This window comes from Kitasatospora sp. NPDC101108 (assembly GCF_055584725.1).
This window is the reverse complement of record NZ_JBVJLM010000018.1, coordinates 24,405-38,235: the sequence shown is the minus strand read 5'-3', so window position 1 is coordinate 38,235 and position 13,831 is coordinate 24,405. Positions and strand designations below refer to the sequence as shown.

The window sequence follows — 13,831 nt, the reverse complement described above, 5'->3', positions numbered from 1 at the left end:
GGCGCGCCGCGCCTACGCGCCGTCCTCGGTGCCGAAGAGCGGCTGCACCTGGTCGCTGTCGAAGAGCAGTTGGGCGTGCTCGGAGTTGAGCAGCGCGTCCACCTCGTCCTTCCGGTCTAGCGGGACGGGGTAGAGGACCCACGGGGTGGACATGCCGGTGCCGATCTGGCTCAGCTGGCCGACGACCACGTCGGAGCCGCGCCAGGTGCCGAACTGGTTGACCAGGACGCCGTGGTGGACGAGCCGCCGGGTGTGCACCTCGGTTGCCGTCGCGACGTCGACGAGGATGCAGTACCCCTTGCTCGGGTGCAGGACGTAGTCACGGACGCGGACGGCGATGATCTCACCGTAGAGCTGGTCGGGGTGGAACAGCGAGTGTCGTGTCATGCCCCCATCCGAGACGGCGGCGCCGGAGCGGACGCACCGCCGGCCGGGTGAGGCCCGAGCCGGCGTACGGGTGAGTGCTCCCGCCTCTGCTCCGGGAGTCCGGCAGGGCACTCACCAGCGGGGGTCTACACCGTCCTCCAGGTCCGCCATGTCCGTGGGCTCCGAGTCGTAGTCGTACGGGACGTCGCACGTGCAGAAGCCGCCCTCGTAGATGACGCGCTCGCAGTGGTCGGCGCGGACGCACGCGCTCGACGGTTCCGGCTCCGGCTCCTCGGCCGGGGCCGGCAGGCTTACGGGAACAACCGGCGGCAGCCCAGCGAGTTCGCGTCGAAGGTCTTCGAACGGTCGGCCTTCCCAGCCCTTGCACATGTCGCATCCGCGCCCGCCGGGGAGGGTTCCCGGGCAGTCGTACATGTGCATCTCGGGGTCGACTTCCAGGTAATTCACGGGGGTCCTTTCGTCGTTTCGTGGCCCGCATAGCACAAGTCGGCTTTGCGGGATGGTGCCATCGGCACTACGGCGGTGCGCACCGCAGCGGAATGCTTGTACCGGCGCCGCTTCTCCCCTTCGTACGCGCTGTGACGCGAAACACCCCACGCATGCACTGCCTGTGCACTGCGGGCCTTGTCGCAGCGGCATTCTCAGTTCACCAGCCCGGTCGGACTGAACCACCCTTCTCCCTCATGGAGTTGATCTACCGTGCACGCCATCGTCTTCGTCGTCGTCTTCGCCGCCCTGCTCACCGGACACCACATCGGTGATTTTTGGGCGCAGACCCATCACCAGGCCCTGACGAAGGGCAAGCCGGGGCGGATCGGGCGGTGGGCGTGCACCAAGCACGTCGCGTCCCTGACCCTCACGAAGGCCCTCCTGGTCCTCCTGGCCGCCGCCCTCCTCGACATCCACCTGAGCGTCGTCGGCCTGGTGCTCGGCTTCGCGCTCGACGCAGGTTCGCACTGGTGGGCGGACCGCCGGACCACACTCGCCGCTTTTGCCCGGCTCCTCGGCAAGGGCGAGTTCTACGACGTCGCCGGCCCGGACAGCCCGGCCCGGCCGGTGACCGCGAAGGGTGAGTGGGCGCCGAGCCTGGGCACGGGCGCCGTGGCGCTCGATCAGTCCTGGCACATGGCCTGGCTGTTCTTCTCCGCCCTGGTCATCGCCGTCATCTGACCCACCCCCCACCCTGGCCCGCCGCCTGCGCACCCGGCTGCGCCGTAGGCCCGTAGATGCGGGGAGCCGTACCTACGGGTCTACGGCGCGACGGCGGCCCGCACCGTCCGCCGCCAGCCGGTCGGCGATCCACCCGGGCAGCGGGGCCACAGCCGCGTCGTGGACGACGGTGTAGGGCAGGCCGCCGACGATCGACCCCGGACCCACGACGTACCCGCCGCTGCGCCGCCCAGGCCCGCGCACGTCGATCCCGGGGCCGAGTGCGCGGGCACCGGAGCCGCTCCCGATGACGCGTCCGGCCGGCGCCTCGAAGTAGAGGTGGAGGCCCTGGCTGGGCGTCATCACGGTGAAGGTGTCCGGCCAGTCCGGGTACCCCCGGACCTCCAGCTGCGCCCGCAGGGTCTCCAGGCCGTTGAGGGCCGGTCCGGCGGCGTGGTGGACGTCGAGGTCCAGGACGACGACGTTGGACGCCCTGCACCCGACGCCGACGTTGCGGCCGCCGGCGAGGAGGGCCGGGAGGACGTCCTCGTCGAGCGTCGCCAGCCGGTGCCAGCCGGGCTCGGGTACCCGGCCGCCGACCGGGAGCGGGAAGACGGCGAGGCCCCGCCGGACGGCCACGGTGGCGTCCGCGACCGCGTTCACGCCGCCTCTTCCTCGTCGTCCTCGTCCTCGTAGCAGACGCACTCGCCGTACGGGTCGCCACCGCCGCCGGCCCCGCACTCCTGGCACGCGTACGGGTCGTACTCGTCGTCGTAGTCGTCCCCGTCATCTTCCCGGTGCCGCCAGCCGGTGCAGCCCGTCTCGCACCCGCACCCCGCGCACTCCGGGCAGACCATGCCGTTGGTCCAGCCGCACACCTCGCACATCAGCTTGTTGCGCGGGTCGTTCTGCTCCGCGCGCAGGTAGTTGAGGGCCTCCCGGAAGGTGTTGATGTCGTAGTACGTCGTCAGGTAGCCGAACATCAACTCCCGCTCATGGGCGTCGGGGTGGTCGTAGAGGGCGACGGCGCACGAGTACTTCTTGAGGCCCGCCTGCTCTTTGAGGTTCGTGATGGCGATCTTGCGCGCGTGGTTCTTCGGCATCTCAAGCTCTCTTCCGCGGCTGCGGCGATCCCAGACTCACCGGCCGCTGAGAGCGAGGCCAAGGGGAGGTGGAGCGGTGAAGCGGTGGGGGTGGCTCTGCGCGTCGCACCTTCGGCGTGCGCGTCCAGGTCTGGGCCGGACGCAACCGGGCCTTGAGCCGGGCCCACGGTCACAAGGGCCGCAGGCCCGACTGTAGTGCATCGCGGGCGGCGCGTACGCGGAACCGCCGTCTACGCCGCCGTGGGGGCCGAGGAGTCGCCGGCGGGCCCGGCCGCCGGGTGGAACGCCACGTGGACGCCCACGCGGTCCCAGGCGCCGGTCACCACGTCGGCCACCGCCTGGTCGTCGGGGAACAGCCGCCGGGCGGCCGCCACGGTGGCGGCGGCGAAGGCGGTGAAGTTGGCGTTCGGTGCCAGGCCGCCGGCCGTCAGCGTCTCGTACCAGATGTGGCCGGCCCGCTCCCAAGCGTGGCCGCCCAGTTCCGAGGCCACCAGGTAGAAGGCGTGGTTGGGTATGCCGGAGTTGAGGTGCACCCCGCCGTTGTCCTGGGTCGTGGTGACGTACCCGGACATGTGCGACGGCTGCCCGTCCTTCCCGAGCCGGGGATCGTCGTACGCGGTGCCCGGCGCCCGCATCGACCGCAGAGCGACGCCGTGGACGCCGGGGCCGAGGATGCCAGCGCCGACCAGCCAGTCCGCCTCGGCCGCCGTCTGCCGCTTCGTGTACTGCTTGACCAGCGACCCGAAGACGTCCGACAGCGACTCGTTCAGGGCGCCGGACTGCCCGCTGTACGCGAGCCCGGCGGTGTACTGCGTGACGCCGTGCGTCAGCTCGTGGCCGATGACGTCGAGGCAGGCGGTGAATGCGCCGGCCGCGAAGAGGTCGCCGTCACCGTCGCCGAACACCATCCGGGAACCGTCCCAGAAGGCGTTGTCGTAGTGGGTGCCGTAGTGCACGGTGGCGTCCAGCGGCATCCACGCGTCGTCGATCGAGACGCGGCCGAAGATGTTGTAGAAGAGGTTGAAGGTGGCGCCGAGGCCGTCGTACGCCTGCCCCACCGCCCGGTCCCGGCCGGCGGCCGCGCCCTCGAACCGGACCGCCCGGCCTGGCAACGTCTCCGTGTGCCGGGCGTCGGTGATGGTGCGCAGCAGGCGGTGGCCGCCGGGGGCCGTGAGGTTGCCGACGAGTTCGCGGCGCTGGCGCTGGACGACGTCGACGAGGAGGGTGTCCCGGGCGGGCCGGTGCCCCTCCTTGGCGAGACGGCGGAGGATGTGGGGCGGGACGATCGTGCACACCGGCGGCCGGCCGCCGCCGTGGGAGTTCTGGTTCATGGCGTCAGGGTGTAGGGGCGGCGCGACAACCACGGCGGGCCGCGCCGGGCCCCCGGTTCCAGGGGATGAGTGAGGGCCCCGAGGATCGCCATCCTCGGGGCCCTGGCCGCCGTCCTGCCGTACGGTCAGCGCCGCCGGAGCGCGTCGTCGATCTGGTTGTCGTGAAGGCCGGCGACGTCGCGGGCCCAGGTGATCAGCGGGTCTCGCATCTCCCGGAGGGCCGCCCACCCGGCAATCAGGTTGGTGGCGATGTGCGCGCTGAGGAAGGGCGCCCGGTCCTCCGGGGTCGACCAGACGCGGGAGGGGGCCTTGGCCGTGGTGTCGGCGATGGCCAGCGCCACCGCGCGGGCGGCCCGGTTGGACGCGGCCAGGCGGTCGGCGACGACCAGGCCGAGGTGCCGCCGGTCGGCCAGGGACTTCTCCCGGTCCTCGGTGGTCGCCAGGACGTTGATGCGGTCCCAGGCGTTAGTCTCCATCGAGCCCGGGCCGCCGTCGAACGGGTCGTCGTACGAGTCGAGGATGGTCTCCACGTCGGCCCGCATGACCTCGATCATCGTCTCGAACGCGGTGACCTCGGCGAGGGCGCGGACGACCCGGGCCCACGGCCCCACCTCGCGCACCGCGCGCTCGACCTTCCCCCGCCACTCGTCCTGGCCGCACAGCAGCTCCGCGATGGCGAGGACGTGGGTGCCATCCATCAGCCAGAGGTAGCCGCCACGGTTCCGGCTGTAGTTCGCCCCGGGGATGTAGGGGCCGCCGCGCCCCGTCGACGTCACCCAGCCCCACGGGCCCATCGACACGTACAGGCCCTCCGGCCGGGCCGCCCGCTCGGAGGCCGACTCAACCTCGACCACGTCCAGCTCCACCGGCCCGCTGATGTGCGGGTTCTCCAGGTTCGCCAACATCGCTATACCACTTTCTCTACGGGCCGGGGACGGTCCCCCGGCGGAACACTGCTGCGCTGCTTCGTAGGGTCCAGGCCGGGGGCGCTACCGCCGCCGGCGGAACGGGTCCGGCGCGGTGCCGGTGAGGATGCCGTGGACGGCGTCCGCAACCTCGACCGCGCCCTCCCCCGTCAAGGGGGCGCAGATGGAGTACACCTGGCTCCCTGTCACCTGGTTGACCATCAGGTCCCACCCGCCGTCGAGGTAGAGGCAGACCGCCAGGCCGGACCGGCCGTCCGTCCCCCACGTCGGGCCGCCGGCGACCGGCGCGACCGCCACGCCCATCCGTACCAGGGAGGGCACAACGGTCACCCCCTCGATGCTGCCGAAGCTGAACGTCAGGGCGTTGAGCAGCCCGTTGTTCTCGGCGACGGACCGCTCCGACTTCCTGTTCACGCGGCTGTACTTGCTGCCGGTCGCCTCGACAGCGCTGTGGGTGAGCCAGCCGAGATCCGCGTCGGTGCGCTCGAACCCGTGCGCCACGGCGGTGTCGAGGAGAGCATCGAGGAAGACCGCGGCTTCGGTGATGACGCTCTCCACGTACACGCCGGCGTAGCCGTCGTACTGCTTGCGGACGCGCTCGACGGACTCGGTGGACGGCGTGGCTTCGGTGGTCACTGGGACTCCCTGGGGGTGGCGTACGGATCGGGCAGCGGGGTCGCGGCCACCCACCGGCCGTCGACGAGGTACTCCATGTTCGCGGTGACGTGGGCCGTCATCGTGCCCTCCCGGCCGTCGAGTTGAAGGATGAGGTAGCGGCCGGTCGTGTCCACGATCTCCCCCTCCACCCCGTCCTTCCTCACGCGGCCGCCGATGGCGAGCGTGACGCCCAGGCGCTCGCGCAGCCGGTAGTAGCCATCGAGGTACTCGAGGTCGTCGGCCTGCCGGCGGCTCCGCCGGTACTCCTCCTCGGCCTGCTGCTCCTCGACGTCGGCCGGCGTGGGCGCGAACGGCGGCTCGGTGTGGCCGAGGTAGCCGACCACCTGGCCGCCGAAGGTCCAGGCACCGGTCCGGGCCACCTCCTCCGGCGTGGGGCCGAACGGCGGTTCCTTACGGGCAAGGTGGCCGAGCACGGCGCGGCCGAACGAAGCGGTGTCCCGACGCGGCTCGGGGACGTCGGACTCATCGGGCTGGGGCTGCGGTGGGTGGCTCACAGGATGGTGTCCTCGATCGATTCGGTGCGCTGGACGCGGGAAAGGAGGGGTGCCGGCACCTGGATGCCGAACCGGAGCGCCTCGGGGTCCGCCGACTGCGGCGCGATGCTGGCCGCCGCCTCGCACTCGAACGCGACCGGCTGCTCCCCACCCTTCGGCGCGCGCATCCAGTCGCCGGTGTCGGGCGCACCTTCGCGCCACACGACCGGCCGGTGGTTGAAGGTGACGCCGGTGACGGTGAGCCCGGCGACGGTGGCGGAGGTCCGGACGTGCTCCTCCAACGTGAGCTGGAGGTTGGTGATGAAGCCGTCCGGCGCGTCGGGCGGGTAGTAGCCGTTGGCCGAGATGATGAGCAGCGGACCAGGGGGGATGCCGGTGGCGGCGGCGGTCCACGGTGCGCGGTGCGCGGGGGGGTTGGTGGCGAAGTACCAACCCTTGCGGGGGGACTGGAAGGCGCCGGCGGCGAGGAGGGAGACCAGGGCGCGCTTCACGCTGTCGAGGAGATGGCTCTCGGTGGTGAAGGTGCCGCCGCCGGCGGCGTGGATCGCGCGGACGGCGGCGATGATGTCGGCCCGGGTGACGGCCTCCGTGGTGACGTACTCGGCTATCACGGCCTGTGCGGTGGACGGGCTGAGGGGGACGCCCCGGTAGGGGTACGGCGTCGGTTCCATGGCGGGAGCCTACAGCCGGAACAGGGGGGAGAAAGGTGAAAGAGGGGATTTGGGGGCGCGCGGCAGGATGGCGCACTCCCTCGCGTCAACTGCCTTCCACGGCAACGTTGTACGGTCTCCCGGCCCCTGCTACAACTATCTTGTACAACATCGTTGTAGTCGCCGCCGGCGGCACCGAACCCGGGAGCAGCATGTCCGACGAAACCCCCCTCTTCCCCGCCGTCTCCGACATCCCCATCGGGGCCACCCCGGAAGAGGTCGAGGAGATCCTCGCCCAGATCGAGGCGCCCTTGCCGGAGGGCCAGCGGGTCATGACCCAGGAGCACGCCCGCGAGTTCTTCGGGAACATGGCGGAGCGCATCGCCGATGGCGAGGAGGCGTCGCAGGCGCGCGCCGCGTTGTTCAGCATCCTGCACCGGCACGGCTGGACACAGGATGAGATCGCCGAGGTGTCCGGCGTCACCCAGCAGGCCGTCTCCGCCGCGCTCAGGCGGCAGTCCGTCCCGGACCTGACCGGCGACGATGCGCCCTGGCTGGTGGGGCGCCTCCTGGGCATCGGCCACTACCTGATGGATGCGCCGGGCCTGCGCGGCAAGACCCGCAGCGAGAAACTCACCTGGCGCCTGATGGGCGGGACGTGGCCGGTCACGCCGCACTCGATCGCCCAGCTGCGCACCGCGATTGAGCAGGACCTGCGCCTGCCCGGTGTCCACGGTGCCGTCCGGGACGCCTACGCCGAGACCGTGGCTCTGCTCGCCGACGTGGACCTGCCCCCGTCGATGGTGCCGACGCCGTCCACGTGGATGCGGGTCGTCCGTGCCGACGCCTGCCAGACCGTCGCGTTGACGAGGACCATCTGACGGCTGGTCCGTCAGCCGGTTCGATGGAGCCGTTGACGTGGAGGGAATGGGCGGGGCGCCGCATACCGCGCGCCCCGTCCGGTCAACCCCCGCTCCCTGCTTCGGCGTTGTAGGGGATCGCGGCGCGGACGGCGGCCACCGCCTTCGGCCCGATGTGCCAGATCGCCAACAGCTGTTTGTCGGTCAGTGCGGCGACCGCGTCGACGGTTCGGTGGCCGGCGTGGATCAGCTGCTCCGCGGCTCGGATGCCGGCCGTCCCGGCGGGGCGGAGGGCGTCCCGGACCGCGTCGCCGGGCCGGGGATCGGCCGGTGGCTTGGGCGGCTTCGGGAGGATGCCCCTCTCCTCCCGGCGGGCGGCCCGGGCCGCCCGGTGGCGGGCGGTGCAGGCCGGGCAGAAGTGGAAGGTCCCGCCCCGCCCGTTCTTCGACGTCGACCATCCGCGCTTGTCGAGCCACGATCTGATCTTCCCGAACTCCGTCCCCACCTCGATCTCCCGGGTGAAGGCGCACGGGTTGATGGTGCCCTCCGCGAAGCCCTGGCAGCGCACCAGCAGAGTCACGAGGACACCGCCTTCGACGAACTGGGCGTCGTGGCGGTGACGTTGAGGTGGTACAGGGAGCCGTCGCGGACCGCGTACCCGTGGGCGACCATCTCGTTGAGCGCCGGGGTGATGTCCTCCGGCGCGTACCCCTCCAGGAGTGCGATCCCCTCGATGTTGCGGGCGATGCCGAACCGGGCGCAGAGGGCTAGGAGGCCCTTCGCCGGCAGGCTGACGTCCCGGTCGTTCAACGCGTTGCCGAGGAACCGGAGGACGGCCGGGCCGGGTGTCCACTCCGGTGTGCTGGTCCTCGTCCGGCCGGGGACGGCCGCGATGCCGGCGTCCAGTACCGGCGCCCCGAGCCAGCCCGAGCCGTCGCGGGACGAGGTGGTCCACTCGGTGGCCTGCGGCTCCCATCCCTCGGCGCGCTGGTACCAGCCGAAGCGGATGGAGACCAGGGCGCCCTCCTTCTTGGCGTCGGCGAGGGCGCGCTTCATCGTCGCGACGATGTGCTCGTCCGTCGATGGCAGGCCGCCGCCGGCGGCGTGCACCGCCTTGACGCGTTCGATCAGCGCGAGGCGGGCGATCGGTTGGTCGGTGATGATCCGGGTGAGGATGTCCCGGGCGGCCGCCGGGCTGAGTGGCATCCTCGCGTACGGATACGCGTTTCGCTCGTGAACGGGGGTCATGGGTGCACCCTACTCACGGAAGATTGGTCAACATGGTCAATGTGGTGAATTGGGTACGGGTGCTGGGTGGGCACGCTAGGGTGTGATCACCTCATGGACTCCGAATAACCTGACATATCCCGAGTCCATGAGCGGCCCACCATCAAACCAGGGCAAGCCACGCACAGCACCGCGAACCGGACACCACCGCCCGGGGCGCACCGCACCGAGAGCCGAAGGACCCCGATCCATGAAGCGATCCGATATCACCGCCCTCACCGCCTACCGGGGCGTCCCCTTCCTCCAGCGCACGGCCGGCCACTGGTCGCTGCTCGTCCCCATCGACACCTCGAACCTGTGGTGGCAGGACGGCAACGACTACCGCTGCGCCCCGGAAGCCCGGACCGCGTCGCGCAAGCGGGACGTCGGCGTCCTCGCCGTCACCTCCCACCGGACCTGGCCCGCCATCAACCTCGGCGTCAGCGTCCGGGCCGAACTCGACGGCGAAGCCGAAGCCGCCGCCCTCGTCGCCGCCGCCCGCACCGTCCCCACCAGCACCGGCCTCCTCCAACCGGAGGCGGTTGACCGGGAGTTGCCCGACGACATCCACCTCCGCATCGTCCACCCGGACGACATCATCGAGGCGTGGGCGGCCTACACCGACACCACCTTCGCCAAGATCACCAACCGCCTCGAAGCCCTCGGGCTCCAGCCCGACGACTACACCGTGACCCGCCCCGACGACGGCCTCCCCCGCGTGACCCTCCACCTCGCGCACCTCGCCGACATCCTCGACCGCACGCTCTGAGAGGCCGGCAGATGACCACCAACGAGACGCCCGGGCGCCTGCACTGCCCTGCCGGCGGTGCGGCGTGACGCCGCCGGTGGCCGGGGAGGTGCCGGTGTCGACGGACGCCGGCACCAACCTCATCCCCTCCCAGCCGCACCAACTCGCCCGCACCGCGCCGGACGAGGAGCTCGTCCGTCCGGAGGACTTCACGCCGGAGGAACGCGAAGCCCTCCGGGTCATCGACGAGAAGGCGGCCGAGCACAACCGGGCGAACAAGCCGGACAACACCCAGGCCGGGTACGACCAGGACTGGGCCTCCTGGCGCACGTTCTGTGCCGCCACCGGCATCCCGCCCCTCGGTGTCACCCCCGGCACCCTCATGATGTTCGCCGGGTGGCTGTGGGAGACCCCGTACACCAAGCGGGACGGCACAACCGCGCGGTACGCCTACAACACGATCGACCGCCGCCTCTCCGGCGTCGTCGTCACCGCCCGCGACACCTACCACCTGCTGCTCCCGAAAACCATCGCGGAGGAGGCGCGCACCCACCTCAAGGAGCTGCACGCCAAGGAGCAGAAGGAGCCCAACGTGCCGGCGCGCGGCCGGGGCAAGGCGAACCCGTTCTACCCGGCGCACATCCGCGCCGCGCTGCGACGCCTCCCTCCGACCCTCGACGGCATCCGGAACCGGTCGATCACCCTGACGTCGTTCGAGATCCTGGCCCGTGAGCACGAGATGTCGTTCCTGCTCACGCGCGACTTCGTCCCGACGAAGGAGGGGATGTTGGTCTCCGTCCGGGTGACGAAGGGGTCGGAGCGGGGCAAGGTCGGCCGGACGGTCCCGGTGAAGTACAACCCGGACCCGGCGGTGTGCGCGGTGCGCGCGCACTGGGCATGGATCGAGGCGGCCGGCCTCGGCGACGACCCCGACTCCCCGGCCTACATCCGGCTCCACAACCTCTGGCACACCCCGATGTTGGGGAAGGGGTTGGCCGCCGAGTCGATCGGCGCCGTCCTGACCGCCGTTGGTGCGTTGGTCAAGGGTGCGCCCCGGATCACCGGGCACTCCTCCCGCCGGGGTGGTGCCATCGCCGGCCGCCGGGCCAAGCGGGACCGGAAGTGGATCGCGGACCGGGGTGGGTGGGCGCACAACTCCACCGCCCTGGACGGGTACTTCGAAGAGGCGGATCAGTGGAAAGACGCCGGTACCGAGGACCTGTGGACAGTAGATTCCTGACCCACTGACACCGGACCGGAGGAGAACAGCGTGGGCGGGTGGGGGCGGCACGAGCCGCGGATCAAGGCAGGTGACCGGGGCCCGTTCGGCGGGGTCTACCTGGACGCGTTGATCGAGCTGACCGCGCCGAACGGCCGGTCGGCCGTACGCACCTTCCTGCTCGAGGACGGGTGCGTGCGGTCGCACCTGCGGAACGCCATGGGGGGTTGGGCGCAGCACAGCGGGCTCCAGGAGCCGCATGGGTGCGAGGAGTGCACGATGCCGCCGAACTACTCCCGCGCCCCGGCCCCGGACGGGCAGCCCCACAGGCGGTGGCGGCAGCTCGCCGAGGAGGACGGTCCCCGGGCCGGGCGGGGAACCCTGACCGTCCGCGTCCGGCTCACGGCCCCGGGCGGCCGCTACGTGGAGACGTCCCGGGTGATCCCGGAGTGCAACATCCACGACGACATGGTGGCCGCGCTGGACGGCCTCCCGGAGGAGTTCACCGGGCTCACCGCCAGCTCCCCGGAGATGCGGGCCGCCGTCCTCGCGGAGCGGGAGCGGATGCGGAGTCAGGCAGACCCGGCGCGGCCCGGCTGGTGACCGCCGGCGGCCGTTCCGGCGCCTCCTGCTGCGCCCGGTACGGTGGGCGGGCGCACGGCCGGGATGGAGGGGAAGGATCGGCGGCGAAGACGTTGGGACGGGGGCCTACCGGGTAGTGCCGCGCCGAGGCCGGACGACGGACCCGCCTACACCCACGACCGGCCGTGCGCGCCCCCTTGCCGCCCCGTAGGCCCGTAACGACGGCGTTCCGCTGCTACGGGCCTACGGGGTTACGGCGTGATGCGTGGAACCCCTGCGTCCGCCGGCGCCCCGGTCGTAGCGTGAGCGCCACGGATGGCCGCCGGGGTGGCGGCCGGGGAGGGAGAACCATGCCGAGGAACCAAGGCGGCGCGGACGACGTGGACCGCCAGATCCACGAGTCGGCGCACGATCTCGCGCACTACGCCGGGAGCGACCCGATCACCGGCGATCCGACGTGCCCGGACGGGCACGGCATCATGCTGCGCCGCTCCGGCTCACCCGAGGGCCAGGGGTACAAGTGCGGGGCGTGCGGGGCGACGGTGTGCCGCTGTTCGACGCCGGCCGCCTGAACGGGCGCCCGGGGAACGCGGTAGGCCCGTAGGCACGGTGTTCCGTGCCTACGGGCCTACCGCGTTACGGGGCGGGACTACTCGTCGCTGGGGTGGAGTCCGAGGACGTCGGGGGCGACCAGGTGGGTGCCCTCGCACCCGAGGACCACGATCCCGCCGACCGTGAGGTGGTGCTCGGCGGTGATGGCGCCCGGGGACTCCTCGAGGCAGTCGGGGCAGTCGAAGGTGATGCGGGGGGCGGCGACGAGGAAGGGCACGGCGGCGACGGCGGCCGCGTAGATGGGGTGGGCGGCTTCGAGGGGGCTCGGGGTGTCCGGGGTGGCTGTGCGGGGGTCCATGCGCCAGTCGTGCCACCACTCGCTGATGATCCCCACGACGTTGGGGTTGACGACGTGGTAGCCCTCGCACCCGACAACCACGAAGCGGTCGATCATGATGTGGTGGCCGTCGGGTCCTTCGGGGACCTCGTCGCACTCGGGGCAGTGGGTGGTGAGGTAGGGGGTGACGGCGGTGAGGGGGGCGGAGGCGACCGCCGTCACGTACTGCATGCGGGTGATGTCGCGGCTGTAGGCCACCGGGGCGACGGGGGCGGGTATGGCGTGGATCTCGGTCATCGTGGCGTCCAATCCGGTCGGGCGCGGTTCGGGGTTCGAACCACCGCCTTTCGATGACCTAAATCTATCAAGCCTGATGGCGGAGGCAAGCTCGACGTGCCGTGGGCCCGCAACGACGGCGATCCGTCGCTACGGGCCCACGGTCGCTAAGGGGCCTACAACCCGAGGCCGTGAGGCACGGTGAAGGCCGGACGCAGCCAGAACACGCAGGCGCAGTGCCAACCGTGGAGGTTGGGCTCGTCGTCGTCGGCGACGTCGTCCGGGGCGTTGCCGAACGCAGCGGCACCGGCGGCGGTGAGATACACCGCGTCCCAGTCGGCAGCGACCCCGGCCCAGTGCGGGAAGCGGTGGTCATCGCCGCCGGCGTCGAGCGTCGGGGGGTTGGGGTACTCCTGGACCAGGGCGAGCAGGTCGTCCAGGCCGTCAACCAGCAGGACGCGGGCGGCGGGGTCCGGGACGATCAGCAGGTGCTCGGCGTAGGCCCAGGAGTCGCCGCCCAGCCGGTCCCAGAAGTCCGACCACACGGTCCCCTCGACCGTGTCGCCGGTGCCCGCCGTGACCGGGGACGTCCATACCCCTGCGGCCCGGGGCCGTGCGCCGCGCGGGAACATCTCCGGGCTGACCGGCCGGAAGTTCATCGGCTCCAGGAAGCCGTGGTAGAAGTCCTCGGCGTGCGAGTGCGCCAGGGCCGGCAGCTCGGCTGGCGGGACGGAGCGCAGGGGGTGGTCCGTGGCGTGCGCTGCGCGCCAGCGCTGTTGGACCTGACGCTGGAGCTCCAGCTCCTCCCGAACGCGGGTGTCCTGCTGCGCCTCCACCTGCTGCTGGCGCCCGGCCGTCTCCTGCCTGCGCTGCTCGGCCGCCGCCGTACGGGCCTCGACCTCGGCCGGGGTGATGAGGCGTACCAGGAGCGCGACGCCTCCGCTCTCCACCCGGTCCCCGGATTCGTTCACACGGTCGGCGGCGAGGGGCCACGGGCACCCCGGCCGGTGCATCTGTGCCCGGCCCTTCGACATGGCGATCCTCTCGCTGTACCCGAGCGGGAGGTTGGGGTACAGCGGCGGGATGTGCGCGCGCAGGGCACCGTCCGGCTGCTCCTGCACCACCCACCTGTACTCGGGCTGCTGTTCCGTGAGCCAGGTGCGCAGCTGCTCGGCGGTCGGTGCGGGCGGCGTGGTCTGCTCGGACATGGTCTCTCCTGCCGGTCGGCGTGGCGGGACGCGGCGCAGCGCCGGGTACGGCGTGCGTGTGGCGC

19 protein-coding genes are annotated in these 13,831 nt (G+C 71.8%); 6 read left to right on the top strand and 13 right to left on the bottom strand.

All coding sequences use genetic code 11. The annotated features are described in order from the left end of the window. Nucleotides 1-12 precede the first annotated feature (12 nt). Together ACZ6Z8_RS30010 and ACZ6Z8_RS30005 are read right to left on the bottom strand one after the other, a co-directional pair. Nucleotides 13-387, bottom strand: a complete 375-nt coding sequence (locus tag ACZ6Z8_RS30010) for a hypothetical protein (RefSeq protein ID WP_465613174.1) — start codon at nucleotides 385-387, stop codon at nucleotides 13-15. Nucleotides 388-498: 111 nt separating this feature from the next. After that, nucleotides 499-834: a hypothetical protein gene (locus tag ACZ6Z8_RS30005; protein WP_465613173.1), complete on the bottom strand. Its 336-nt coding sequence runs from the start codon at nucleotides 832-834 to the stop codon at nucleotides 499-501. A 252-nt stretch (nucleotides 835-1,086) separates the two neighbouring features. Between ACZ6Z8_RS30005 and ACZ6Z8_RS30000 the strand changes: the two genes are divergently transcribed. Beyond that, nucleotides 1,087-1,557, top strand: coding sequence for a transcriptional regulator (locus tag ACZ6Z8_RS30000; RefSeq protein ID WP_465613172.1), 471 nt, complete (start codon nucleotides 1,087-1,089; stop codon nucleotides 1,555-1,557). 72 nt (nucleotides 1,558-1,629) lie between these two features. Here ACZ6Z8_RS30000 and ACZ6Z8_RS29995 read toward each other — a convergent pair whose 3' ends face one another. The 7 genes from ACZ6Z8_RS29995 to ACZ6Z8_RS29965 form a co-directional block, all read right to left on the bottom strand. After that, nucleotides 1,630-2,199: a bifunctional DNA primase/polymerase gene (locus tag ACZ6Z8_RS29995; RefSeq protein ID WP_465613171.1), complete on the bottom strand. Its 570-nt coding sequence runs from the start codon at nucleotides 2,197-2,199 to the stop codon at nucleotides 1,630-1,632. After that, nucleotides 2,196-2,639, bottom strand: coding sequence for a hypothetical protein (locus ACZ6Z8_RS29990; protein WP_465613170.1), 444 nt, complete (start codon nucleotides 2,637-2,639; stop codon nucleotides 2,196-2,198). Before ACZ6Z8_RS29990 ends, ACZ6Z8_RS29995 begins: the two co-directional genes overlap by 4 nt. A 230-nt stretch (nucleotides 2,640-2,869) precedes the next feature. Continuing rightward, nucleotides 2,870-3,970 carry a M4 family metallopeptidase gene (locus tag ACZ6Z8_RS29985; RefSeq protein WP_465613169.1) on the bottom strand — a complete coding sequence of 367 codons (1,101 nt, stop codon included), beginning with the start codon at nucleotides 3,968-3,970 and terminating at the stop codon, nucleotides 2,870-2,872. Between the two features lie 125 nt (nucleotides 3,971-4,095). Next, entirely contained in the window at nucleotides 4,096-4,875 is a 780-nt protein-coding gene (locus ACZ6Z8_RS29980) for a hypothetical protein (protein ID WP_465613168.1), read from the bottom strand. 84 nt (nucleotides 4,876-4,959) lie between these two features. Continuing rightward, nucleotides 4,960-5,532, bottom strand: coding sequence for a hypothetical protein (locus tag ACZ6Z8_RS29975; RefSeq protein WP_465613167.1), 573 nt, complete (start codon nucleotides 5,530-5,532; stop codon nucleotides 4,960-4,962). Then, on the bottom strand, nucleotides 5,529-6,068 hold the full coding sequence (locus ACZ6Z8_RS29970; RefSeq protein WP_465613166.1) for a hypothetical protein: 540 nt from the start codon (nucleotides 6,066-6,068) through the stop codon (nucleotides 5,529-5,531). Before ACZ6Z8_RS29970 ends, ACZ6Z8_RS29975 begins: the two co-directional genes overlap by 4 nt. Further along, a complete protein-coding gene (locus tag ACZ6Z8_RS29965; protein ID WP_465613165.1) occupies nucleotides 6,065-6,739 on the bottom strand; it encodes a hypothetical protein in 675 nt (224 codons plus the stop codon). Before ACZ6Z8_RS29965 ends, ACZ6Z8_RS29970 begins: the two co-directional genes overlap by 4 nt. A gap of 191 nt (nucleotides 6,740-6,930) precedes the next feature. Here ACZ6Z8_RS29965 and ACZ6Z8_RS29960 point away from each other — a divergent pair, with 191 nt between their 5' ends. Continuing rightward, nucleotides 6,931-7,599, top strand: coding sequence for a hypothetical protein (locus ACZ6Z8_RS29960; protein WP_465613164.1), 669 nt, complete (start codon nucleotides 6,931-6,933; stop codon nucleotides 7,597-7,599). Between the two features lie 82 nt (nucleotides 7,600-7,681). Here ACZ6Z8_RS29960 and ACZ6Z8_RS29955 read toward each other — a convergent pair whose 3' ends face one another. After that, the gene (locus ACZ6Z8_RS29955) at nucleotides 7,682-8,158 is read right to left on the bottom strand and encodes a hypothetical protein (protein WP_465613163.1); all 477 of its coding nucleotides are present in this window, start codon (nucleotides 8,156-8,158) and stop codon (nucleotides 7,682-7,684) included. Next, a complete protein-coding gene (locus tag ACZ6Z8_RS29950; protein ID WP_465613162.1) occupies nucleotides 8,155-8,826 on the bottom strand; it encodes a hypothetical protein in 672 nt (223 codons plus the stop codon). Before ACZ6Z8_RS29950 ends, ACZ6Z8_RS29955 begins: the two co-directional genes overlap by 4 nt. 229 nt (nucleotides 8,827-9,055) lie before the next feature. Here ACZ6Z8_RS29950 and ACZ6Z8_RS29945 point away from each other — a divergent pair, with 229 nt between their 5' ends. From ACZ6Z8_RS29945 to ACZ6Z8_RS29930, 4 genes are all read left to right on the top strand, one after another. Next, complete coding sequence (locus ACZ6Z8_RS29945) at nucleotides 9,056-9,613, top strand: hypothetical protein (RefSeq protein ID WP_465613161.1); 558 nt, start codon at nucleotides 9,056-9,058, stop codon at nucleotides 9,611-9,613. Nucleotides 9,614-9,707: 94 nt separating this feature from the next. Continuing rightward, the gene (locus tag ACZ6Z8_RS29940; protein ID WP_465613160.1) at nucleotides 9,708-10,832 is read left to right on the top strand and encodes a site-specific integrase; all 1,125 of its coding nucleotides are present in this window, start codon (nucleotides 9,708-9,710) and stop codon (nucleotides 10,830-10,832) included. A gap of 30 nt (nucleotides 10,833-10,862) precedes the next feature. Then, complete coding sequence (locus ACZ6Z8_RS29935; protein ID WP_465613159.1) at nucleotides 10,863-11,414, top strand: hypothetical protein; 552 nt, start codon at nucleotides 10,863-10,865, stop codon at nucleotides 11,412-11,414. Between the two features lie 329 nt (nucleotides 11,415-11,743). Beyond that, on the top strand, nucleotides 11,744-11,965 hold the full coding sequence (locus ACZ6Z8_RS29930) for a hypothetical protein (RefSeq protein WP_465613158.1): 222 nt from the start codon (nucleotides 11,744-11,746) through the stop codon (nucleotides 11,963-11,965). Nucleotides 11,966-12,042: 77 nt separating this feature from the next. Here ACZ6Z8_RS29930 and ACZ6Z8_RS29925 read toward each other — a convergent pair whose 3' ends face one another. Then, nucleotides 12,043-12,579: a hypothetical protein gene (locus tag ACZ6Z8_RS29925; RefSeq protein WP_465613157.1), complete on the bottom strand. Its 537-nt coding sequence runs from the start codon at nucleotides 12,577-12,579 to the stop codon at nucleotides 12,043-12,045. A 155-nt stretch (nucleotides 12,580-12,734) separates the two neighbouring features. Then, nucleotides 12,735-13,766, bottom strand: a complete 1,032-nt coding sequence (locus tag ACZ6Z8_RS29920) for a hypothetical protein (protein ID WP_465613156.1) — start codon at nucleotides 13,764-13,766, stop codon at nucleotides 12,735-12,737. Between the last annotated feature and the right edge of the window lie 65 nt (nucleotides 13,767-13,831).

Bases quoted from the DNA above. Each gene is read 5' to 3' on its own strand.
- ACZ6Z8_RS29960 (WP_465613164.1), top strand. From the start codon at position 6,931: ATGTCCGACGAAACCCCCCTCTTCCCCGCCGTCTCCGACATCCCCATC.
- ACZ6Z8_RS29950 (WP_465613162.1), bottom strand. From the start codon at position 8,826: ATGACCCCCGTTCACGAGCGAAACGCGTATCCGTACGCGAGGATGCCA.
- ACZ6Z8_RS29920 (WP_465613156.1), bottom strand. From the start codon at position 13,766: ATGTCCGAGCAGACCACGCCGCCCGCACCGACCGCCGAGCAGCTGCGC.
- ACZ6Z8_RS29965 (WP_465613165.1), bottom strand. From the start codon at position 6,739: ATGGAACCGACGCCGTACCCCTACCGGGGCGTCCCCCTCAGCCCGTCC.
- ACZ6Z8_RS29980 (WP_465613168.1), bottom strand. From the start codon at position 4,875: ATGTTGGCGAACCTGGAGAACCCGCACATCAGCGGGCCGGTGGAGCTG.
- ACZ6Z8_RS29985 (WP_465613169.1), bottom strand. From the start codon at position 3,970: ATGAACCAGAACTCCCACGGCGGCGGCCGGCCGCCGGTGTGCACGATC.
- ACZ6Z8_RS29990 (WP_465613170.1), bottom strand. From the start codon at position 2,639: ATGCCGAAGAACCACGCGCGCAAGATCGCCATCACGAACCTCAAAGAG.
- ACZ6Z8_RS29945 (WP_465613161.1), top strand. From the start codon at position 9,056: ATGAAGCGATCCGATATCACCGCCCTCACCGCCTACCGGGGCGTCCCC.
- ACZ6Z8_RS29925 (WP_465613157.1), bottom strand. From the start codon at position 12,579: ATGACCGAGATCCACGCCATACCCGCCCCCGTCGCCCCGGTGGCCTAC.
- ACZ6Z8_RS30010 (WP_465613174.1), bottom strand. From the start codon at position 387: ATGACACGACACTCGCTGTTCCACCCCGACCAGCTCTACGGTGAGATC.
- ACZ6Z8_RS29930 (WP_465613158.1), top strand. From the start codon at position 11,744: ATGCCGAGGAACCAAGGCGGCGCGGACGACGTGGACCGCCAGATCCAC.